Below are 21,239 nucleotides of genomic sequence, written 5' to 3' on the forward strand. Positions count from 1 at the left end.
CCCGGGGCGTGTGACCCCGGGCCCGTATTAGCGCTGTGGACTTATCGCTGGAACTGGACTGGACCGGAGTTGGCGGCCATCTGCTCCAGCCGGCGCACCCGCTCCGCCATCGGCGGGTGGGTCGAGAACAGCGACGCGATGCCGCCGCCCCGCAGCGGGTTGGCGATCATCAGGTGCGCGTTCGTGGCGAGTTGGCCCTCCGCCGGTAGCGGCATCCGCTGCGTGCCGGCATGGATCTTCCGGAGCGCCGACGCCAGCGCCAGCGGGTCGTTGGTCAGGCTCGCCCCGGAGGCGTCGGCCTGGTACTCACGGCTCCGGCTGATCGCCAACTGGATCACCGAGGCCGCGATCGGGCCGAGGATCACCATCAGCAGCAGCACCGCCGGGTTGACGCCATCGTCGTCGCTACCCCCGAGCGGGATGAACAGCGCCATGTTGGCGACAAACGTGATGATGCTGGCGAGCGCGCCGGCCACGCTGGAGATCAGGATGTCGCGGTTGTACACGTGCGACAGCTCGTGGCCGATGACCCCGCGCAGCTCGCGGTAGTCGAGAACCTGGGTGATGCCCTGCGTCACCGCGACCGCCGCGTTACGCGGGTTACGACCGGTGGCGAAGGCGTTGGGCTGCATCGTCGGGCTCATGTAAAGCCGCGGCATCGGCTGACCCGCCTGGGTCGAAAGCTCCCGGACCATCTGGTACAAAGCGGGGAACTCCGCCTCGCTGACCGGCTTGGCCCGCATCGACCGTAGTGCGATCTTGTCGGACCAGAAGTAGCTGACAGCGTTGATCCCCAGGGCGATCACCACTGCGATCACCAGGCCGGCGCTGCCGCCGAACCAGTATCCGAGGGCCAGGACGATACCGGAGAGCAGGCCGAGCAGAGCGGCCGTCTTGAGACCGTTCCATTGCCTGTGCACGATCACTCACTCCTTCAGGACCCGGGACCGTATGGGCCCGGCACCAGGCGTAACAACCTGATGCCCCTCCCATCATCCGCGCAATCCTGTGACCTTGCTGAGAGTCTGCGCAGGTCAGGCCAGGTCGAGCACCATCTGCGGGGCGAAGCCGACCACCACGATGACGAATGTCACGACGCCCAGCGCCGCCGCCACCGCCCACGGGATCCGGGCCCGGGCGGACTCGGCCGGCGCGGGCGCGTACAGCACGGCGGCGACGCGTACGTAGTAGGCGAGGCCGATCACCGCGTTGAGGGCCACGACCACCGCGAGCCAGCCGGCGCCGCCGTCGAGCAGCGAGCGCACGACCACCACCTTGGCGAAGAGCCCGGCCAGGCCCGGTGGCAGCCCGGCGAGGCCGACCAGCGCGAGCACCAGCGCCGCCCCGACCCACGGATGGGCGCGCGTGGCGCCCCGGTAGTCGGCGATCAGGCCACCGTCGGAGCCGGGCCGCAGCGCCACCACCGCGCCGAAGGCGGCCAGTTCGAGGAGCACGTAGAAGACGGTGTACGCCACGGTCGCCGCCACCGCCACCGAGAGCGCCTCGTCGGTGCGCCCCTCGGCCAGCATGAACGCACCGAGCGGCGCCAGGATGTATCCCGCCTGGGCCACCGACGACCAGGCCAGCAGCCGCACCATCCGGGTCTGCCGGAGCGCGACCAGGTTGCCCACCGTCATCGTGAGTACGGCCAGCGCGGCGAGTGCCGGCCCGGCCAGGTCGAGCGAGGGCCGGAGGCCGTCGACGACCGCGTAGAGGATCGCGATCACGCCGCCCAGCTTCGAGGCGGTGGAGAGGTAAGCGGCGATCGGCACGGGGGCGCCGTCGTACGTCGCGGGAGCCCAGGCGTGGAACGGCACGGCGGCCACCTTGAACGCCAGCCCTGCCAGCACCAGCACCACCGCCGCGCCGGTCAGCGGGAGGTCGGGCAGGCCGGTGGCGAGCGTGGCGAAGTGGAGCCGGCCACTCACCGCGTACAGGAGGGCGGCGCCGAGCAGCGTCACCGCGGTCGCCACCACGCTCACCACGAAGAACGTGACCGCTCCCTCGGCGCTCTCCACGGTGCGGCGGCGGAGGCCGACCAGCACGTACAGGGGCAGGGTGAGCGTCTCCAGCGCCACGATCAGCGTGATCAGGTCACCGGCCGAGGCGAGCGCCACGCCGCCGGTCATCGAGCAGGCGAGGAGGAAGGCGTACTCCCCCGGCGGCACGTCCCGGGTCGCGGCGGAGAGGGCCACCACGCCGAGCGTCAGCAGCGCGAAGAGGGCCGCCACCAGCGCGGAACGGTCGTTGGCGACAAACGAGCAGGCATCGGGCACGCAGAACGTCTGCCGGTCGTCGCCGAGCCCCACCACGATCGCGCCGGCCGCCGTGGCGAGCGCGCCGACCGCAGCCACCGCGAGCACCGCGGCGCGGCGGGCCACGAAGAGGTCGGTCAGGAGCACGAGTACGGCGGTGCCGGCCGCCAGGTAGGCGGGAAGCAGGGCGACGTGGTCGATCGACTGGATCACGCCAGCCTCCCGTGCGGCCGGCGGGCGAGGGTGCGCGGGCGGCTCATGACCCCACCGCCTCGACCAGGGCGCCCACCGGGCCGCCAGCCATGCCCAGCACCAGCGCGGGGAGCAGCCCGACGGCGAGCGCGAGCAGCACCAGCGGCGCCCAGGCGACCACCTCGACGCGGGCCAGTCCGGGCGGATCGAGCGCGCCGACCGCCGGCCCGTGTGTGACCTTGCGGAGCAGGCGCAGGAAGTATGCCGCTGTGAGCGCGCCGCCCAGCGCCGCCACCGCGGCCAGCGTGGTCCAGAGTGGACCGCCCACCTCGAGGGCCGCCACGACGGCGAACGCCTCGCCCCAGAAGCCGGCCAGCCCGGGCAGGCCGAGCGAGGCGATCGCGGCGAAGGCGAGGAGGCCGGCGAGCCACGGGGACCGCTCGCGCAGCCCGCCGAGCTGGGCCAGCTCGCCGGTGTGTGCCCGCTCCTTGATCGCCCCAGCGAGGAAGAAGAGCAGGCCGGTGATGATCCCGTGCGCCACGTTGCCGATCAGGGCGGCCTGGATGCCGGTCGTGGTGAGCGTGGCGATGCCGAGCAGCACGAAGCCCATGTGCCCGACGCTGGAGTAGGCGATCAGCCGCTTGAGCTCGGTCTGTGCCAGGCACACCAGCGAGCCCACCACGATCGCCGCCACCGCCAGGATGCCGAGCGCCGGTGCCGCCCACCGCGCGCCCTCGGGGGCCACGCCGACCGCGACCCGGATCAGCCCGTACGTGCCCATCTTGAGCAGCACGCCGGCCAGGATCACACTCCCCACAGTCGGCGCCTGCGTGTGCGCGTCCGGCAGCCAGGAGTGCAGCGGCCACAGTGGACTCTTCACCGCGAACGCGATCGCCAGCAACGTGAACGCCGCGACCTGCGTGCCCCGCGACAGCTCGGCGCCCCCGGTGAGCGCCACGATGTCGGCGGTGCCGGCGGCGACCACCACCGTGAAGACGCCCACCAGCAGCAGCACCGAGCCGAAGAGCGTGTAGAGCACGAACTTGCGCGCGGCGTGCGCCCGGCCCTCGCCGCCCCAGACGGCGATCACCGCGTACATGGGGAGCAACACGACCTCGAAGAAGACGAAGAAGAGCACCAGGTCAAGCGCGAGGAACGTGCCGAGGATGCCCACCTCGATCACCAGCAACAGCGCCACCAGCGTGTGCCCCCGCCCGGGCGCCGGTGCCCGCCAGAGCGTGAAGCCGCAGCAGAGGAGCGTGAGCAGGGCGGTGAGGACCACCAGCGGGTACGACACGCCGTCGACGCCGAGGTGGAAGCGCAGGTCGAGGCCGGGCACCCAGGCGAGGTCGACCTCGTGCCAGGGGCGGACGGCGGCGGGTCCGTACGAGAACCAGGAGTCGCTGTAGAGCGGCAGGCTGAGCGCGAGCGCGCCGGCCGCCGCCACCGTGCCGGCCACCTGCCCCGCGCGGGTCGGCAGGAGGGCGGCGAGGAGCGCGCCCGCGGCCGGCACCGCGAGTACGGCGATCAGGAGCCACCTCACAGGATCACCCCCAGGGCGGCGAGCAGTACGGCGGCGGCGAGCACCGCGGTCGCCGCGCGTGGCAGGCCGGCTCGGTGTGCCGTGGCGAGCCCCCGGGCGAGTCGCAGCGTCGAGCGTCCGGTGCCCTCGACCGCCCCGTCGACCCCCGCCTCGTCGCCGAGTCGCACGGCGCGAGCGAGGAAGCGAGTCGGTCGTACCACCAAAAGGTGCTGGACCTCGTCGAGGTAGAAGGCGCGGGCGAAGGCCGGGACGGTCGGCAGGCCGCGCCAACCAACGACGGCGCCGGCGGCGAGCAGCGCGAGGGGGAGCACGACCCAGGCGTCGATGTGGGCGGCTTCGAGGCCGAGGGCCGCGCGGAAGGACGGCCAGAAGATCGCGAGGCCGAGCAGCGCGCTCGGGATCGCGAGGATGGCGACCGGCCACCGCATGAGGGGCGGGGCCTCGTGGCCGTGCGTCCGGGTCTCGCCGAAGAAGGTGCCCTTGAGCAGGCGGACGGCGTATGCCGCGGTGATCGCGACGCCGGCCAGCGCGGCCAGCCAGACCAGCCAGCCGACCCACTCGGGCGCCGGGCCGCCGGGGTGGTGGGCGACGTAGATGACGCCCTCCTTGCTCCAGAAGCCGGCCAGCGGCGGCAGCCCGGCGAGCGCGCCCAGCCCGATGGCGAACGACCAGAACGTCACCGGCATCTCCCGGCGCAGCCCGCCCATCCGGGACATGAGCGTGCTTCCCACGGCGTGGATCACGCAGCCGGCAGCGAGGAAGAGCAGCGCCTTGAACGCGGCGTGCGTGAGCAGGTGGAAGAGGGCGGCCGAGGTGGAGCCGACCGCGAGCGCGCCGGCCATGTAGCCGATCTGCGAGACGGTGGACCAGGCGAGTACGCGCTTGATGTCGTCTTGCGCGGTAGCGGCGAGCGCGCCGAGCAGCAGCGTGACCGCGGCCATCACCCCGAGCACGGCCAGGGCGGCGCCGGTGAAGAGCGGGAAGAGCCGGGTCACCACGTAGATGCCGGCCGCGACCATCGTCGCCGCGTGGATCAGCGCGGAGATCGGCGTGGGGCCGGCCATCGCGTCGGGGAGCCACGTGTGCAGCGGGAACTGCGCGCTCTTGCCCGCCACGCCGGCGAGCAGCAGCAGGCCGGCGACGGTGAGCGTGGTGGCGCCGTAGTCGTGGGCGAGCACGTCGGCGATGCGGAACGACCCCGCGCCGATGCCCAGCACCGCGATGCCCAGCAGGAAGCCGACGTCGCCGACCCGGGTCACGATGAACGCCTTCACCGCGGCGGCGGGCGCCTCGCGGAGGTGGCGGTCGTGGCCGATGAGGAGGTATGAGCAGATGCCCATCACCTCCCAGCCGACCAGCAGCATGATCAGATCGCCGGCCACCACGACCAGGAGCATGGCGGCGGTGAAGAGGCTGACCTGGGCGACGTACGGCGGGTAGCGCTCGTCGTCGGCGAGGTAGGTGATCGAGTAGACCTGCACGGCCAGGGCGACGGCGCCGACCGCGATGGCGACCAGGGCGGCGGGCTGGTCGACGCGTACGCCGAAGGTGACGGTGAGGTCGCCTATTTCAAGCCATTGACGGCTGCGGTCGGATTTTTCCGATGCGGCGGTGATGACTGCTATGAGCAGCGCGGCGGCCGCACCGCCCACGCCCAGCACGGCCGCTGGCCTGCGTGCCTTCAGCGGCAGCAGAAAGCCCACGAGCGCAGCGGCGAACGGGACGGCCGGGAGAAGCACCCCGGGGATCATGCGTCGACCCGCTCTAGCGGCACCTCGTCGACCGCCACGCTCGCCCGCAGGCGGTAGAGCTGGAGCACGATGGCCAGCCCCACGCCCACCTCGGCGGCGGCGATCACGATGACGAAGAGCGCGAAGACCTGCCCGGTGTGCGGCAGCGCCGCCTGCACCGTGGTGTCGGCGGTGATCAGGATCAGGTTGACCGCGTTGAGCATGAGCTCGACCGACATCAGCAGGAGGATCGCGTTGCGGCGGCGCAGGACGCCGTAGACGCCGATGCCGAAGAGGAGGGCGGCGGTGACGTACGGGATGACGGGCCTCATCGGTCAGCCTCCGGCACGGTCAACCGGTCTGCGCGGTCAACGCCAGCCGGAGGAGCCCCGATGTCTGGCCGCGACACGACGATCGCCCCCACCAGGGCCGCCAGGAGCAGCACGGAGAGCACCTCGAACGGGAGGACCCAGGACCTGAAGATCTCGGTGCCGAGCCGCTCCGCGGTGCCCGCCGCCGGCAGGTCCACTGTGGTCCACCGGAAGGCGTCGATCAGCAGCGCGGCCAGGCCCAGCCCAGCGCCGCCGCCCACCAGCACCGCGGGCAAGCCGGGACGGTCGAGGTCGGTCGAGGCGCCGATCGGGGCGCGGGTCAGCATCACCGCGAAGAGCAGCAGCACCACGACCGCGCCCACGTAGATCAGCACCTGCACCCAGGCGACCAGCTCGGCGGTGAGCACCAGGTAGAGGCCGGCCATCGCGCCGAGGCAGACGACCAGGTAGAGACCCGCGCGCACGAGATGCTTGGTGGTCACCACCAGCAGCGCCGAACCCACCGCCACGGCACCGAGCCCCAGCAGCAGCACGTCGGCGGCGGTCACGTCTGTGCTTTCTTGGCGGCCGTCGCCTCTTCCTTGGAGCGCTCGCCATTGGGGTCGTGCGCGGGCGGCGGCGGCACCGTCGCCATCCACTCGCCGAGCCGCTCCTTGTCGTGCAGGAGGTCACGGATGTCGTACTCCGCGTACTCGAACTCGGGCGTCCAGTAGAGCGCGTCGAAGGGACACGCCTCGATGCAGATCCCGCAGTACATGCAGAGCGAGAAGTCGATGTCGAAGCGGTCGAGCACATTGCGCTGGCGGGCCCGGGCCGCGCCGGGCACGACCACTTCTTCCTTGTGCGAGTCGATGTAGATGCACCAGTCGGGGCACTCACGGGCGCACAGCATGCAGACCGTGCAGTTTTCCTCCAGCAGCGCGATCACGCCGCGCGAGCGCGGCGGGAGGTCGGGCGCCACATCCGGGTACTGCTGCGTGTGCGACCGGCGGGTCATCGTCTTGAGGGTGACGGCCAGCCCCTTCGCCAGCCCTTCGCCAGGCACGCCCATGCCGCATATCCTGCCCCGTCAGCCGCTGAGGCGCGAGCACCACGCAAGATCGACCTACGGTGAACGCGCCGTCACGGGGCCTTGCGGCGCTGGTCAGGACTCCGCTGACTCGGGCACGCCGAGCGGTGGGACGAACTCGACGCCGAGCTGCTGGAGCACCTGGAAAAGCTCGTTGACGCTCCACACGTCGCTGATCTTGCCGTCGCCGTCGAAGCGGAGGAACGTGGCGCCGGAGTAGCTCACCACCTGCCCAGTGGCCGGCACCGGGCCGAACTGCCCGGTCTGCGTGCCTGCCGCCCGCCAGTGGATGGCCGCCCGCTCGCCGTCGACCAGCAGATCAACGATCTTGTAGCGCAGATCCGGGAACGCCGCCCGGCGCTCGCCGTGCCAGGCCAGTACGCCTCGCGGCCCGCTCTCGCCCAGCCCCGGGCAGTCGGGGGCGACCAGGTCGTACGCCGTTTCCTCTTGGTTGCCGTTCCAGACGTCGGCAACGAACTGTCGTACCGCGGTGTCCACATCGACCACGGTGGCGCAGCTTACATCACAACCTTTACGGCTTACATCACAACCTTTACGGCCGCGGTCAACACCAGCTGGCCCAGCGCCAACGGCACGAGGACCAGCCAGCACAGCCGCTGAAGCTGATCTTCGCGCAGTCGGGGGTAGGAGACGCGGAGCCAAATGATCACAAAGGACACCGCGAATACTTTGATCAACGTCCACAGCCAGCCGAGGTATTCGTCGCCGAACGGCCCCTGCCAACCGCCCAGGAAGAGCACGGTGGTGAGCGCGGCGATGACCACGATCCCGACGTACTCGGCGAGGAGGAAGAACGCGAAGCGCAGCCCGGTGTACTCGGTCATGTAGCCGAAGACCAGCTCGGAGTCGGCGACCGGCATGTCGAACGGCGGCCGCCGGATCTCGGCCACCCCGGCCACGAAGAAGACCACCATCGCCGGCGCCTGCCACAGCAGCCACCACGGCTCCCACGCGGAGACGATGCCGGGGAGCGAGAGCGTGCCGGCGGCCATCGCCACGCTCGCCGCGGCGAGCACCAGCGGCAGCTCGTAGCCGAGCAACTGCGCCGCCGCGCGGAGTCCGCCGAGCAGGCTGTACTTGTTGGCCGAGGCCCAACCGGACATCAGCACCGCCACCACGCCGACGCCGACCACCGCGAGCACAAAGAACAGTCCAATGTCGAGCGGCTGGCCCACCAGGTCGCCCGGCCCGAGCGGGATCACGAGGAGCGCGAGCAGGTAGGGCACCAGCGCGACCACCGGCGCGAGCCGGAACACCGGCCGGTCGGCGGCCCTCGGCGTCACGTCCTCCTTCTGCACGAACTTGACGCCGTCGGCGATCAGCTGGGCCCAGCCGTGGAAGCCGCCCGCGTACATCGGGCCGAGCCGCCCCTGCATGTGCGCCATCACCTTGTGCTCGGCCTGGCCGACGAGCAGCGGCAGCGTGAGGAAGGCGAGCACGACGCCGACGACCCGGATGGTCAGCTCAAGCCAGAGCGGCATTAGGCAGGCCCCCATTCGCCCGGGGCCGGCACGCCGGGCGGGCGCATCGGGGCGCGCTTGCCCCCGCCGTGCCCGGACTCGCCCGGCTCCTTCGCGCCCGGCCAGGGCTTGGCGACCCGCGAGGCGAGCACGAACTCCTTGCGCAGCGGATGCCCCTCGAACTCCGGCGGCAGCAGCAGCGGCCGCAGCTCGGCGTGGCCCGGGAAGTCGATGCCGAACATCTCGTGTGTCTCCCGCTCGTGCCAGGCCGCGCCGGGATAGATCGGCACCACCGACTCGACGGCGGGCGTGTCGCGGGCAACTCTGGTGCGGACGAGCACGCCGTGCCGGCGGCTGGTGGACCAAAGGTGGGCCACGACCGAGAAGCCCGCGTCGAGCTCGTCGACCGCCGAGAGCCAGTCGAAGAAGTCGCAGGCCAGCTCCGGGTCGTCACGGGCGGCGAGCAACGCGGCGGCCCAGGACTCCGGGGGCACGTCGACCGTGGCGCGCGCGTGCGCCTGGCCGCCGGAGACGGACGCCGAGACCTCGGTGACGGCGCCCAGCGCCTCGACCAGCCGTGCACCGACCTCGTCCGGCGTCATGCAGGGCATTTTAGGGCCTGTCTGGTGGATCCTGCGGATGCGAGACGAGGTCCAGTCGGCATCCCGGCCACCTACGACGGTCAGGCGGTGGTCGTGGCGGTCACCGCGGCCGGGAGCAGCGCCTCGACCTCGGCGCGCGGCGGCGGGAGTGCGCCGGGGCGGGAGCAGACGGCGGCCGCGGTCGCGCTCGCCCACCGCATCGCCCTGGTGACTGACTCGCTGCTCAGGTCGCCGCCGAGGTGGGCGAGGAGGCCGGTGGTGAAGGCGTCCCCCGCCCCGACCGTGTCGGCCACCGTCACGGGCGGCGCGGCACAGACCGTCACGAGCCCGTCGTGTACGGCCACCGCGCCGTCGCCGCCCCGGGTCACCACGACAAGCCGCGGGCCCAGCTCGGCCCACTGCCGGGCCACGGCCACGTCGGCGGTGCCGGGGCAGAGCCAGCGCAGGTCTTCGTCGCTCACCTTCACCACGTCGGCCGACCGCACGATCTCCTCGACGCGGGCGAAGGCGTCGGCGCGGTCACCGGAGAGGTCTGGCCGGATGTTCGGGTCGTACGACACCAGCGCCCCGGCCCGCCGCGCCGCGTCCACCACCGCCAGCGTGGCCGCGTCGCCTGGTGCCACTGCGGTGGCGAGCGAGCCGGTGTGTACCCAGTCGATGCCGGTGAGGTCGGGCTTGCCGGCGTACTCCCAGGTGAAGCGGAAGTCGTAGGTGGCTCCGCCGGCCTGGTCGACCCGCGCGAACGCCACGCTGGTCGTCGGCGTGTCGACCAGCTCGTCCAGCGCGACGCCGTGCACCTCCAGGTGCGACCGGAGCAGCCCGCCGAAGAGGTCGGCGCCCAACTCGCTGGCGAACCGCACCTCGTGCCCCTCGGCGGCCAGTCCCACCGCCACGTTGAGCGGGCTCCCGCCCGGGGTCGCGACAAAGCTCCACGTGCCACCGCGGCTGATCAGATCGACCAGACTCTCCCCCACCACCAGGAACGCCACGAGCGTAAGGATAGGCACATGACCCCCACCTCCTGGCTGCCGGTCGTCGACATATCCGTGCCCGGCGATGGCCCGGCCAGGCAGATCGAGGCGGCCTGCCGGGAAACCGGATTCTTCTATGTGACCGGTCACGGCGTGTCGCCGGCGCTGCTCGCCGAGCTTGATGCGGCGAGCCGGGCCTTCTTCGCGCTGCCCGAGGCGGAGAAGTCACGGATCTCGATGGATCACGGTGGCCGGGCGTGGCGCGGGTACTTCCCGGTCGGCGGCGAGTTGACCTCGGGACGGCCGGACCTCAAGGAGGGCGTCTACTTCGGCACCGAGCAGCGCGGCCATCACAGATCCCGGGACCAGATCTCCTCGACGAGATCCTGGCCGTACGCCCGGACCTTCTTCTCCTCGTCGAGAGTGAAGCCGACGCGCTGGTAGATGCGGTGCGCGTCGACCGTGGCGTCGTAGGTCCAGAGCATGATCCGCTCGTAGCCGGCCCGCGTGGCGAAGCGCAGGCACTCCTCGACCAGCCGGCTGCCCACGCCCAACCCCCGCGCGTCGGACTCGACCAGCAGCAGCCGGAGCTGGGCGGTGGTGTCGTCACGCCGCACGCACATCACGCAGCCGACCGGCGCCCCGTCGACCTCGGCGATCCAGGTGGCCTCGCGCCTCGGGTCGTGGCCCGCCGCGAAGCCGGCGACCACGCCGGCCACCAGCCCTTCGAAGGTCTCGTCCCAACCGAACTCGCGGGCGTAGATCGCGCCGTGCCGCTGCACGATCCACCCCAGGTCGCCGGGGGCGGGCGGGCGCAGCACCACCGCTCCACCGGGTCGGTGCCCGCCGAGCAGCTCGCGGATCGCGCCCATCGCGCCGAGCAGCCGCCGCTGGTCGGCCTCGCCGAGGTCGCCGATCAGCTCGGCGATCTGCGTGTTGGTGCGCTGCTCCAGATCACCCTGGAGCTCGCGGCCGGCGGCGGTCAGCTCGATCACCTGCCGCCGCGCGTCGGCGGTCGAACGGGAGCGCCGCACCAGCCCGTCGCCCTCCAGGCGGGCCAGGATCCGGCTCAGGTATCCGGCGTCGAGGCTCAGCGTGCGGCGCAGGTCGACCACCTCGGCGGCGACGACGCTGTGCGCCAACTCGAAGAGCACACGGGCCTCGGTGAGCGTGTAGGGAGTGCTGAGCATCCCCTCCTGGAGCACGCCGATCACACCGGTGTAGAAGCGGTTGAACGCCCGCATCTCGGCAACCCGGTCGTTCACTCTTGCCTCCCTCAACGAATCTTTTGACTCCGTCAACTATCGCGTGTACCTGCGGCGGACGCAAGAGCCGATTGACAATGGGCGGCATGCGGGCTGTCACGATCACTCCGGGGAAGAAGGATTCGCTTCAGCTCATCGACGATGCGCCGGAGCCACCGCCGGAGGAGGGCCCCGTGCTGGTGGAGGCCCTGGCGGTAGGGGTCTGCGGCACCGACCGCGAGATCATCGCGGCCGACTACGGCGAGGCGCCGCCCGGTGACGACTACCTGATCCTCGGCCACGAGTCGCTGGGGCGCGTCCTGGAGGACCCGACCGGCACGTTTCGCCCGGGCGATCTGGTCGCCGCCATCGTGCGCCACCCCGACCCGGTGCCCTGCCCCAACTGCGCGGTCGGCGAGTGGGACATGTGCCGCAACGGGCTCTACACGGAGTGCGGGATCAAGGCGCGCCACGGCTTCGCCCGCGAGCGGTGGCGGGCCGAGCCGGGCTTCGCGGTGCCGCTCGACCCCGCCCTCTCCGAGGTCGGCGTGCTACTCGAGCCGACCAGCATCGTGGCCAAGGCGTGGGAGCACATCGCCGTGGTGGGCGCCCGCGCGCGCTGGGAGCCGGAGACGGTGCTGATCACCGGCGCCGGACCGATCGGCCTGCTCGCCGCCCTGCTCGGCGCGCAGCGCGGGCTGACGATCCACGTGCTCGACCGGGCCGAAAGCGGTCCCAAGCCGGAGCTGGCGGGGCGGCTCGGCGCGACGTACCACACCGGGAGCGTCGCCGACCTCGACTTCGAGCCGGACATCGTGGTCGAGTGCACCGGCGCGCCACCGGTGGTGGTCCAGGTGATCGACAAGGTCGGTCGAGACGGCGTGGTGTGCCTGACCGGGGTATCGGCGGTGGGCGAGCAGGTGGGCATCGCCGCCGGCGCGCTCAACCGCGCGGTCGTGCTGGAAAACAACGTGGTCTTCGGCTCGGTCAACGCCAACCGCCGCCACTGGGGCGCCGCGGCCGACGCGCTGAGCGAGGCGGATCAGGCGTGGCTCGCCGACCTGATCACGCGCCGCGTCCCGGCGGACGGGTACGCCGAGGCGTACGCCCCCCGGGACGGGGACATCAAGGTGGTCCTAGGGTTCTAGAACGATCTTGCCAACCACCGCGCGGTCGTCGAGCATCCGCAGCGCCTCCGCCGCCTCGGTGAGCGGCAGCCGCGTCGCCACCTGAGGCTTCAGCTCGCCCTTGCGCAGCAGCTCGATGACCGTGGCGAGGTCTTCGTCGAAGTGGTTGCGGTGGTTGATCCCGTAGAACCGGGCCCGCCGCCCGTTGGGCAACAGCGACCACCACGCCAGCCTGCGCATCACGCTCAGGTAAGGCGCGAGCCGCCACCCCTTGTCGTCGAGGGTCGCGGCGCTGCCGTAGACGACCAGCGTGCCGCCGCGCCCCAGCATCCGCCACGACCGATCGAGCCCCGGGCCCGCCGCGTGGTCGAAGACCGCGGCCACTCCGCCCGGCGCGTGCTGGCGCACCTTTTCCACCAGCAGCGGGTCGCGGTAGTCGAGCGGGATCACGCCCATCTCGCGGAGCCGCTCGTGCTTGCCTGGCGAGGCGGTGCCGATCACCCGCGCGCCCGCCCGGATCGCCAGCCGCACCAGCAGCGTGCCGACGCCCCCGGCCGCGCCGTGCACCAGCACCGCCTGGCCCGCGGTCACCCTGGCCACGCGGTGGAGCATCTGGTAGGCCGTGACGCCGTTGGTGATCAGCGCGACCACCTCGCCGGCGTCCAGGGCGTCGGGGACCGGCACCAGGTGCCTGGCGGGCAGCACGACCCGCTCCGACCAGGCGCCGGTGCGGGTCATGGTCGCCACGCGGCCGCCCACCGCGACGCCCGGCCCGGCCGCCTCGACCCGCCCCACCAGGTCGTAGCCGGGCACGAACGGAAACCTCGGCTGCGCGTAGTAGCGCCCGCGCAGCATCTGCACCTCGGCGAAGGCGACACCGGTCGCCTCCACCTTGAGCCGCACCTGGCCCGGGCCGGGCTCCGGCAGCTCGCGCCGCTGGACCTCCAGCACGTCGGGACCGCCGGCGTGAGGCATGACAACCTGGGTCGTCTCCATCGTTAGATCCTCTCCATGTCGTTAGATGCGATCATGTTAGTTAGAAGCTCTAACTCAGATTAGACTCTCACGCATGGAGACCGCAAGCCGCCGGGAGAGGCTCCGGGCACAGACCCGTGAGGAGGCGAAGGCGGCGGCCCTGCGGCAGATCGCGGAGGCCGGTCCGCAGTCGCTCTCGCTGAACGCGATCGGCCGGGAGCTGGGGATGAGCGGGCCGGCCCTCTACCGGTACTTCGCCGGGCGCGACGAGCTGCTCACCGAGCTGATCAGCGACGGATACAACGACCTGGCCGACGCGATCGAGGCGACGGGCAAGGCGGCCGAGGACGCGGATCCGGCCGACCGCATCCGGGCGCTCGCGCGGGCGTTCCGGGAGTGGGCGGTGGCCCAGCCACACCGCTACCTGCTGCTCTTCGGCACTCCCGTGCCCGGGTACGCGGCGCCGGCGCACACGATCCAGGCGGCGACCCGCACGCTCCAGGCGTTTCTGGAGCCGATCGCGGCGCTCGGGCCGGACTCGCGGGCGGCCGCGCTGGAGGAGCAGCTCGCGGCGGGCCTCGCCGACCGGAGCCCCGACCACGCCTGGTCAGGGCCGGTGCTGCGGGTCGGCGTCACCGGTTGGACCCGCATGCAGGGCGTGGTGAGCCTGGAGGTGGAGGGGCACTTCGCCCCGATGGGGTTCGACCCCGGCCTCCTCTACGAGGCCGAGATCGAGTCGTTGATCGCGGACGCCCAGGGCTCAGAGGCCGGGTAGCTTCCCGTTCCGGAAGAGGTCGACGAAGATCTGGTGGTCCTGGCGGGCCCGGATGCCGTACTCGTGGGCGAAGTCGACAAGGTGCGCGGCGAAGCCCTCGGGGTCGCGGTCGACCGCCGCCACGATCGCCTCCTCGGTGGAGAAGTCGACCAGGTCGTGGCTGGACTCGTCGTCGGCGACCGAGTGCATCCGGGCCACCGCCCGCCCCAGGTCGCCGACCACGCCGGCCAGTTCCTCGGGCTCGTTGACGTCGGCCCAGTCGAGGTCGGCGGCGTACGGCGACACCTCGGCGACGAGCTGGCCCACCCCGTGCAGCTCGGTGAAGCCCAGCCACGGGTCGGCGTGCGCCTGGAGTGCCCGCTGCGACTCGGCGGTGCGATGCCCCTGGTGCCTGAAGTAGCCCCGCACCTTCTCGTCGGCGATGTGGCGGGCCACGGCCGGCACCTGGGCCTGCTTCATGTAGATGACCACGTCGTTTTCCAGCGCCTGCGTGTGCCCCTCCAGCAGCAGGTTGTACGACGGCAGCCCGGCCGAGCCAATGCCCACGCCCTTGCGCAGCACCACGTCCTTGATGTGCGTGGCGACCGGGCGCTGGGCGGCGGTGGCCACGGGAAGCGTGGTGAGGTACCGCTCGAACGCGGCCACCACCGTCGCCCGCGTGTCGGCGTCGATCTCGTACACGCCGTCGCCGAGCGAGAAGCGCCGCTCGAAGTTGTCGATCGTCGTCTGCGCCTTGAGCAGGTCGACCCGCGTGTTGAGCCGGGCCTGGTGGAGCACCGTACGCAGCACACCATCCGCGTTGTCCAGCGTGATCGAGCCGATCGCGTCGTCTCCCCCGGTGGCGATGGCCCGCAGCTCGGTCAGGTACGCCGTCGCGAAGCGCGTCACCAGGTCGCTGATCACCCCGTCGGAGAGCGCCTTGGCGTACCCGATCAGCGCCACGCTCGCCGAGAAGCGCTTGAGATCCCAGGAGAACGGGCCGACGTACGCCTCGTCGAAGTCGTTGACGTTGAAGACGAGCTGGCCGGAGGAGTTCATGTAGGTGCCGAAGTTTTCCGCGTGCAGATCGCCGTGGATCCACACGCGGCTCGTCCACTCGTCCAGAAAGCGCTCGTCGGCGAAGTCGCCGGTCATGTCCGCGTAGAACAGCGCGGCACTGCCTCGGTAGAACGCGAACGGCGAGGCGGCCATCTTCCGGAACTTGCGCCGGAACGCCGCCGGGTCCAACGCCATCAGCTCGCCGAACTCCGCGTGCAGCACGTCGACGATCCTGGCCGGACGCTGATCATTGCTCATAGGTCCGCAGGCTAGACCGGCCACGCCAGCGCGCTCTGACGAGCGGCTACCCGCGCAGGTGGCCGTCGCCCGTCACGACGTACTTCGTGGACGTCAGCTCGGGGAGGCCCATCGGGCCGCGGGCGTGGAGCTTCTGGGTCGAGATGCCGATCTCGGCGCCGAAGCCGAACTCACCGCCGTCGGTGAAGCGGGTCGAGGCGTTGACCATCACGGCCGCCGCGTCCACCTGCGAGACGAACTCGCGGGCCGCGGCGACCGACTCGGTGACGATCGCCTCGGTGTGCTGCGTGCCGTACCGGCGGATGTGGCGCACCGCCGCGGAGAGCGAGTCGACCACGGCGACCGAGATGTCGGCGGAGAGGTACTCCGTCGCGAAGTCCTCGTCGGTCGCGGGCACGACCGCGTCCGACAGGGCCGCCACGCGCGGGTCGCCGTGGACGGTCACGTCGGCCTCGGCGAACGCGGTCAGGATGCGGGGCAGGAAGGCGTCGGCCACGTCGGCGTGCACCAGCAGCGACTCGGCGGTGTTGCATGTGGACAGTCGCTGGGTCTTGCTGTTCATGACCAGGGCGAGTGCCTTGTCGAGGTCGGCCGCCGCGTCGACGTAGACGTGGCAGTTGCCCACGCCGGTCTCGATGACCGGGACGGTCGACTCCTCGACCACCGCCTTGATCAGGGACGCGCCGCCGCGCGGGATGAGGACGTCGACCAGGCCGCGGGCGCGCATCAGCTCCTTGACCGAGTCGCGGGTCGTGGCATCGAGCAACTGCACGGCGTCGGCGGGGAGGGCGGTGGCCTCGATGGCGTCGCGGAGGATGGCGGTCAGCGCGGCGTTGGAGCGGGCGGCCGAGGAGGAGCCGCGCAGCAGCGCCGCGTTGCCCGACTTGAGGCAGATGCCGGCCGCGTCGACGGTGACGTTGGGGCGGCCCTCGTAGACGATGCCGACCACGCCGAAGGGTACGCGGATCTGCCGCAGCTCGAGGCCGTTGGGGAGGGTCGAGCCGCGGACGACCTCGCCCATCGGGTCGGGCAGCGCGGCCATCTGGCGCAGCGCCTCGGCCATGGCCTCGACGCGGCCCTCGGTGAGGGAGAGACGATCGATCATCGCCGCGGTCAGCCCAGCCTCGCGCGCCGCTTCCACGTCCGCCGCGTTGGCGGTCAGGACCTCGGGGGTACGGGCGACCAAAGCTTCCGCCATCGCCAACAGCGCGGCATCCTTGGTGGCGCGGGTGGCGGTGGCCAGGGCGGTGGCCGCTTCGCGGGCCCGCTGCGCCTGCTCGTTGACGTTCATCACAGATCCCAATTCTCTAGAGCAGCACCAGGTCGTCACGGTGTACCACTTCACGTTCGTATCCCGGGCCGAGCGCCGCGGCAAGCTCCACAGTGGAGCGGCCGAGCAGCGAGGGGAGTTCGACCGCGTCGTAGTTGACCAGGCCGCGCGCGACCGGCGCCCCCGACGAGTCGACCAGGTCGACCGGGTCGCCGGCCGTGAACGTACCGTCGACCGCCGTGATGCCGGCCGGCAGCAGTGACTTGCGCCGGGCCACCACCGCCTGCACCGCGCCCGGGTCGAGGTGCAGCCGCCCGCGCGGTGAGGTGGCGTGGGCGAGCCAGAAGAGGCGGGCGGTGGGCCGCTGGCGTACCGGATGGAAGAGCGTGCCCACCTCGTCGCCGGCGAGCGCCGCGGCGGCCAGCGGGGCGGCGGTCAGCACGACCGGGATGCCGAATCCGGTGGCGATGCGCGCGGCCTCGACCTTGGTGACCATGCCCCCGGTGCCCACGCCGGCCTTGCCCGCCCGCCCCAGCGTGATGCCGACCAGGTCGGTCTCGGCGCGCACGTCGGTGACCTTGCGCGTGTCGGGGCGGGCCGGGTCGCCGGTGTAGAGGGCGTCGACGTCGGAGAGGAGCACGAGCAGGTCGGCGTGTACGAGCGCGGCGACCAGCGCGGCCAGCCGGTCGTTGTCGCCGAAGCGGATCTCCTCGGTGGCGACCGTGTCGTTTTCGTTGACGATCGGCACGGCCCGCATGTCGAGCAGCTTGCGGAGCGTGCGGTAGGCGTTGCGGTAGTGCGCGCGCCGGGTCACGTCGTCGACGGTGAGCAGCACCTGGCCGACGGTGAGGCCGTGGCGGGCCAAGCTCGCCGCGTACCTCCCGATGAGCAGCCCCTGCCCCACGCTCGCCGCCGCCTGCTGCGTGGCCAGGTCGCGCGGTCGCCGCGGGATGGCCAGTGGCGCCAGGCCGGCGGCGATCGCGCCCGAGGAGACGAGCACGACCTCGCGGCCGGCGGCGCAGAGCCCGGCGAGCACGTCGGCGAGGGCGTCGACGCGCGCGGTGTCGAGGCCACCACTGGCCGTGGTCAGCGAGGACGAGCCGATCTTGACGACCACTCGACGCGCTGAGGTGACTGCTTCGCGCACCCAACCATTCTGCATAGGCTGTGTTTTCGTGAGAGAGCGTGGTCTGCGAGGCTCCCCCACGGCGGTGAGCGAGCGCACAAAGATGTCGCCGTGACCCCGGAGGAGTACGTCGAGGAGGTGCTCGCCCTCGTCGAGCGGATACCGGCGGGGCGAGTGATGTCGTACGGGGCGATCGCCGACCACCTCGCCGACCGCTCGGGGCGCTCCTCGGCCCGGCTGGTCGGCTCGATCATGGCGCGCTATGGCGGCCCGGTCCCCTGGCACCGTGTGGTCAACAACGCCGGCCGCGTGGTGCCCGGCCACGAGCTCGAGGCGATGGCGCGGCTCATCGGCGAGGCGACTCCCATGCGCAACGGCCGCGTCGACATGAGGAAAGCCGCCTGGCATCCCGGCAGAGCGTAGAACCATCTTCCGCTGCGTGCGGGTAGATGATTAACATCCCCGGCCATGAGCGCGCGGATCATCCCGCCAGGGGTACTGCGGGCGCGGCCGCGCGCGGTGCGGCGGACCCGGCCGTGAGCGGGCGGCTGCCCCGCGGGGTGCACATCGGCTACGCGTCGGGCTCGCTGGCCACGGGCACCTTCGGCACGGTGCCGGGGCTGCTGCTGCTCCCGTACCTCACCGACACGATGGGGGTCGCCGCCGGGCTCGCCGGCTTGCTGGTGCTCCTCCCCAAGGCGTGGGACGTGCTCGTCAACCCCGTCGCCGGACGGATATCCGACAGGTGGGGAGGCCGCCGCCCGTACCTCCTCGGTGGTGGTTTTGCCCTTGCCGTGCTTTTCGCGGCGATCTTCGCCGCGCCAGCCGGGACCGACGCGGGCGCCGCGGCCTACGTCGCGGTGGCCTTCTTCGCGACGGCGACGGCGTTCGCGTTCTTCCAGGTGCCGTACGTGGCGATGCCCGCGGAGATCACCGACGGGTACGCCGAGCGGACCCGGCTGATGACGTGGCGGGTCGCGTTCCTGGCGCTGGCGATCCTGGTCTCCGGCGCGGTGGCGCCGCTCGTGGTGAGCGCGGGCGGCGAAGGCATCCCCGGCCACCGGTGGATGGGGCTCTTCTGCGGCGCACTGATCATGGTGGGGGCGGTCGGCGCGTACGTCGGCACGCGCAGCGTCGCGGCCAGCCCGGTGCGGGAGAGCGAGCCGAGCCTGCGCGCCCAGCTCGCGGTGGCGACCGGCAACCGCCCCTTCCGGCTGCTGCTCACCTGCTTCGTGATCCAGTCGGCCGGGATCGGCACGATGCTCGCCGGCGTGAAGTACTTCGCCGACCACGTGATCGAGCGCCCGGGCGACGGCCCGACCGTGCTCTTCGCGTGCTTCGTCGGGCCCGCGCTGCTGGTGATGCCGGTGTGGCGGCGGGTCGGCACGCGGGTCGGCAAGCTGCGCGCGTTCGTTTGGGCATCGCTGATCTTCGCGGCCGGCGCGCTCACGCTGCTCGCCGCGCCCGCGCTGCCGCCGGCCGCGGTCTACCTGGTCGTGGCCGCGATCGGCTGCGGATACGCCGGCCAGCAGGTCTTCGCGCTGTCCATGCTGCCTGACTGCATCGCGCACGACACCGCCCGCACCGGACGCCGCCAGGCCGGCGTCTTCACCGGACTCTGGACGGCCGGCGAGACACTCGGCCTCGCGCTCGGACCCGGGATCTACGCGCTGGTCCTTCAGCTCTTCGGGTACGTCTCGTCGGCGAGCGGCGAGGCGGCGGCGCAGGACGGCACCGCCCGGCTCGGCGTGCTGCTCGGCTTCACGGTGATCCCCTCGGTGCTGGTCGGCCTGGCGGTCCTCTTCATGCGCGGCTACGACCTGACCGAAGATCGCTTGTACGGTACTTCGCATGTCGTTGCCGAAGGACGGCCTGCCGGCTGAGCAGGTGCTGGACGAGATCCGGGCGCTGCGCACCGCCGACCATCCGACCCACGGCGGGCGCCTGTTCGCGTACGTGTACGACCCCGGACTCGACGGGCTCGACGACCTGGCGATGGCCGCCTACGCCCTCTCCGCGCACGTCAACGGGCTCGACCCGACCGCGTTCCCGTCGCTGCTGGCGATGGAGAACGCGCTGGTCGGCGCCGCGGCCGGGCTCCTCGGCGGTGGGCCGGCGACCGTCGGCAACGTGACCAGCGGCGGCACCGAGTCGCTGATGCTCGCCGTGAAGGCGGCCCGCGACGCGCACCCGGAGATCGAGCGCCCCCGCCTGGTGGCCCCGGTGACCGCGCACGCGGCCTTCGCGAAGGCGGCGCACTACCTGGGCGTGGCGCTCGACCTCGTACCCGTGTCGGCGTCGGCCCTCCGCCCCGCGCCGGAGGACGTCGCCGCGGCGATCGGGTCGGACACGGTGCTGGTCGCCTGCTCCGCGCCGTCGTACGCGCACGGCGTCGTCGACCCGGTGGCCGGCATCGCGGCCGTGGCGGCAGCCGCCGGCGTGCGCTGCCACGTGGACGCCTGCTTCGGCGGTTGGACGCTCCCCTACCTGCGCCGGCTCGGCGTGCAGGTGCCGCCCTTCGACCTCTCGGTGCCGGGGGTCACGTCGATCTCGGTCGACCTGCACAAGTACGCGTACACGCCCAAGGGCGTCTCCGTGCTGCTGCACCGGGACGCCGAGCTGCGCCGGCCGCAGTACTTCGCGTACGCGGGCTGGCCCGGCTACACGATGGTCAACCCGGTGATCTCGTCGACCCGCTCGGGCGGCCCGATCGCCGCCGCGTACGCGGTGCTGCGACACCTCGGCGACAGCGGCTACCTCGCGCTCACCGCGAAGACGCTGGAGGCGGTACGCGAGCTCGCCGCCGCGGTGTCGCGTGTGGACGGGCTGCGCCTCGTGGCCGCGCCGGAGTCCACTGTGGTCTGCTTCACCGCCGACCTCTTCGACGTGTTCGTCCTGGCGGACGAGCTGGCCGCGCGGGGATGGCACACGCAGCCCCAGTTCGCGTACGCCGACGTGCCGGCCAGCATCCACCTCAGCGTGACCGCCTCGGTGGCGCCCCGGGTCGCCGAGTTCGGGCCCGACCTGGCGGCGGCTGCCGAGGCGGCCCGCGCGGCGGGTCCGGTGGCGCTGCCCGAGGTGTCGCTCGACGTCCCGCTGCCCGAACTGCTCGGCGCGCTCGGCTTCGGCGACGGAATCCCGGAGCGCATGGCGCCGGTCAACGCGCTGCTCAACGCGGTGCCGCCGGACGTACGCGAGGCACTGCTCGTGGACTTCCTCGGCTACCTCCAGCGCCCCGCGCTCTGAACTTT

Annotated in this window: 21 protein-coding genes and 1 pseudogene; 6 read left to right on the top strand and 16 right to left on the bottom strand. The window is 72.2% G+C overall.

The window, feature by feature from the left end; genetic code table 11:
* Positions 1 to 41: 41 nt before the first annotated feature.
* The 11 genes and pseudogenes from htpX to ACFFIA_RS02450 form a co-directional block, all read right to left on the bottom strand.
* Positions 42 to 920, bottom strand: coding sequence for a zinc metalloprotease HtpX (htpX, locus tag ACFFIA_RS02400; protein WP_377244522.1), 879 nt, complete (start codon positions 918 to 920; stop codon positions 42 to 44).
* 114 nt (positions 921 to 1,034) lie between these two features.
* A complete protein-coding gene (locus ACFFIA_RS02405; protein WP_377244525.1) occupies positions 1,035 to 2,468 on the bottom strand; it encodes an NADH-quinone oxidoreductase subunit N in 1,434 nt (477 codons plus the stop codon).
* Between the two features lie 43 nt (positions 2,469 to 2,511).
* Positions 2,512 to 3,990: a complex I subunit 4 family protein gene (locus ACFFIA_RS02410; RefSeq protein ID WP_377244528.1), complete on the bottom strand. Its 1,479-nt coding sequence runs from the start codon at positions 3,988 to 3,990 to the stop codon at positions 2,512 to 2,514.
* Positions 3,987 to 5,741 (bottom strand): NADH-quinone oxidoreductase subunit 5 family protein, encoded by a 1,755-nt coding sequence (locus tag ACFFIA_RS02415; protein ID WP_377244532.1) that lies wholly within the window; start codon positions 5,739 to 5,741, stop codon positions 3,987 to 3,989. The genes ACFFIA_RS02410 and ACFFIA_RS02415 overlap by 4 nt, the downstream gene beginning before the upstream one ends.
* Positions 5,738 to 6,052 (bottom strand): NADH-quinone oxidoreductase subunit NuoK, encoded by a 315-nt coding sequence (gene nuoK / locus ACFFIA_RS02420; RefSeq protein ID WP_377244535.1) that lies wholly within the window; start codon positions 6,050 to 6,052, stop codon positions 5,738 to 5,740. The genes ACFFIA_RS02415 and nuoK overlap by 4 nt, the downstream gene beginning before the upstream one ends.
* Positions 6,049 to 6,600 (bottom strand): NADH-quinone oxidoreductase subunit J family protein, encoded by a 552-nt coding sequence (locus tag ACFFIA_RS02425; RefSeq protein WP_377244538.1) that lies wholly within the window; start codon positions 6,598 to 6,600, stop codon positions 6,049 to 6,051. The genes nuoK and ACFFIA_RS02425 overlap by 4 nt, the downstream gene beginning before the upstream one ends.
* 5 nt (positions 6,601 to 6,605) lie before the next feature.
* Positions 6,606 to 7,103 (bottom strand): annotated as a pseudogene (locus ACFFIA_RS02430) (NuoI/complex I 23 kDa subunit family protein); the annotation flags it as partial.
* A 93-nt stretch (positions 7,104 to 7,196) separates the two neighbouring features.
* Complete coding sequence (locus tag ACFFIA_RS02435) at positions 7,197 to 7,628, bottom strand: ester cyclase (protein ID WP_377244541.1); 432 nt, start codon at positions 7,626 to 7,628, stop codon at positions 7,197 to 7,199.
* Between the two features lie 32 nt (positions 7,629 to 7,660).
* Positions 7,661 to 8,623, bottom strand: coding sequence for an NADH-quinone oxidoreductase subunit NuoH (nuoH, locus tag ACFFIA_RS02440; protein WP_377244544.1), 963 nt, complete (start codon positions 8,621 to 8,623; stop codon positions 7,661 to 7,663).
* Positions 8,623 to 9,204, bottom strand: a complete 582-nt coding sequence (locus ACFFIA_RS02445; RefSeq protein ID WP_377244547.1) for an NADH-quinone oxidoreductase subunit C — start codon at positions 9,202 to 9,204, stop codon at positions 8,623 to 8,625. Before ACFFIA_RS02445 ends, nuoH begins: the two co-directional genes overlap by 1 nt.
* An 80-nt stretch (positions 9,205 to 9,284) precedes the next feature.
* The gene (locus ACFFIA_RS02450) at positions 9,285 to 10,211 is read right to left on the bottom strand and encodes a carbohydrate kinase family protein (protein ID WP_377244550.1); all 927 of its coding nucleotides are present in this window, start codon (positions 10,209 to 10,211) and stop codon (positions 9,285 to 9,287) included.
* On the opposite strand from ACFFIA_RS02450, the gene ACFFIA_RS02455 reads away from it, so the two are divergent.
* Positions 10,212 to 10,619, top strand: coding sequence for a 2-oxoglutarate and iron-dependent oxygenase domain-containing protein (locus ACFFIA_RS02455; RefSeq protein ID WP_377244553.1), 408 nt, complete (start codon positions 10,212 to 10,214; stop codon positions 10,617 to 10,619).
* On the opposite strand, the gene ACFFIA_RS02460 is transcribed toward ACFFIA_RS02455, so the two are convergent.
* A complete protein-coding gene (locus tag ACFFIA_RS02460; RefSeq protein ID WP_377244556.1) occupies positions 10,526 to 11,440 on the bottom strand; it encodes a bifunctional helix-turn-helix transcriptional regulator/GNAT family N-acetyltransferase in 915 nt (304 codons plus the stop codon). The two genes, ACFFIA_RS02455 and ACFFIA_RS02460, sit on opposite strands and share 94 nt — an antisense overlap.
* 86 nt (positions 11,441 to 11,526) lie before the next feature.
* Here ACFFIA_RS02460 and ACFFIA_RS02465 point away from each other — a divergent pair, with 86 nt between their 5' ends.
* On the top strand, positions 11,527 to 12,567 hold the full coding sequence (locus ACFFIA_RS02465) for a glucose 1-dehydrogenase (protein ID WP_377244559.1): 1,041 nt from the start codon (positions 11,527 to 11,529) through the stop codon (positions 12,565 to 12,567).
* Here ACFFIA_RS02465 and ACFFIA_RS02470 read toward each other — a convergent pair.
* Positions 12,556 to 13,542: a medium chain dehydrogenase/reductase family protein gene (locus ACFFIA_RS02470; RefSeq protein WP_377244562.1), complete on the bottom strand. Its 987-nt coding sequence runs from the start codon at positions 13,540 to 13,542 to the stop codon at positions 12,556 to 12,558. The two genes, ACFFIA_RS02465 and ACFFIA_RS02470, sit on opposite strands and share 12 nt — an antisense overlap.
* 73 nt (positions 13,543 to 13,615) lie before the next feature.
* Between ACFFIA_RS02470 and ACFFIA_RS02475 the strand changes: the two genes are divergently transcribed.
* The gene (locus ACFFIA_RS02475) at positions 13,616 to 14,296 is read left to right on the top strand and encodes a TetR/AcrR family transcriptional regulator (protein ID WP_377244565.1); all 681 of its coding nucleotides are present in this window, start codon (positions 13,616 to 13,618) and stop codon (positions 14,294 to 14,296) included.
* Here ACFFIA_RS02475 and ACFFIA_RS02480 read toward each other — a convergent pair.
* The 3 genes from ACFFIA_RS02480 to proB are packed head-to-tail and all read right to left on the bottom strand — an operon-like array spanning position 14,282 to position 18,009.
* Positions 14,282 to 15,592: a DUF2252 domain-containing protein gene (locus ACFFIA_RS02480; RefSeq protein WP_377244568.1), complete on the bottom strand. Its 1,311-nt coding sequence runs from the start codon at positions 15,590 to 15,592 to the stop codon at positions 14,282 to 14,284. The two genes, ACFFIA_RS02475 and ACFFIA_RS02480, sit on opposite strands and share 15 nt — an antisense overlap.
* Before the next feature lie 46 nt (positions 15,593 to 15,638).
* Complete coding sequence (locus ACFFIA_RS02485; protein ID WP_512700712.1) at positions 15,639 to 16,886, bottom strand: glutamate-5-semialdehyde dehydrogenase; 1,248 nt, start codon at positions 16,884 to 16,886, stop codon at positions 15,639 to 15,641.
* A gap of 13 nt (positions 16,887 to 16,899) precedes the next feature.
* On the bottom strand, positions 16,900 to 18,009 hold the full coding sequence (gene proB, locus ACFFIA_RS02490; RefSeq protein ID WP_377244574.1) for a glutamate 5-kinase: 1,110 nt from the start codon (positions 18,007 to 18,009) through the stop codon (positions 16,900 to 16,902).
* Positions 18,010 to 18,099: 90 nt separating this feature from the next.
* On the opposite strand from proB, the gene ACFFIA_RS02495 reads away from it, so the two are divergent.
* The 3 genes from ACFFIA_RS02495 to ACFFIA_RS02505 are packed head-to-tail and all read left to right on the top strand — an operon-like array spanning position 18,100 to position 21,234.
* Positions 18,100 to 18,411, top strand: a complete 312-nt coding sequence (locus ACFFIA_RS02495) for an MGMT family protein (protein ID WP_377244577.1) — start codon at positions 18,100 to 18,102, stop codon at positions 18,409 to 18,411.
* A 26-nt stretch (positions 18,412 to 18,437) separates the two neighbouring features.
* On the top strand, positions 18,438 to 19,871 hold the full coding sequence (locus tag ACFFIA_RS02500) for an MFS transporter (protein WP_377244580.1): 1,434 nt from the start codon (positions 18,438 to 18,440) through the stop codon (positions 19,869 to 19,871).
* Positions 19,840 to 21,234: a pyridoxal phosphate-dependent decarboxylase family protein gene (locus tag ACFFIA_RS02505; RefSeq protein ID WP_377244583.1), complete on the top strand. Its 1,395-nt coding sequence runs from the start codon at positions 19,840 to 19,842 to the stop codon at positions 21,232 to 21,234. Before ACFFIA_RS02500 ends, ACFFIA_RS02505 begins: the two co-directional genes overlap by 32 nt.
* The last annotated feature ends 5 nt before the right edge of the window (positions 21,235 to 21,239 follow it).

It is taken from the genome of Phytohabitans kaempferiae, from assembly GCF_042433955.1.
GTDB classification, from domain to species: Bacteria; Actinomycetota; Actinomycetes; order Mycobacteriales; family Micromonosporaceae; genus Phytohabitans; species Phytohabitans kaempferiae.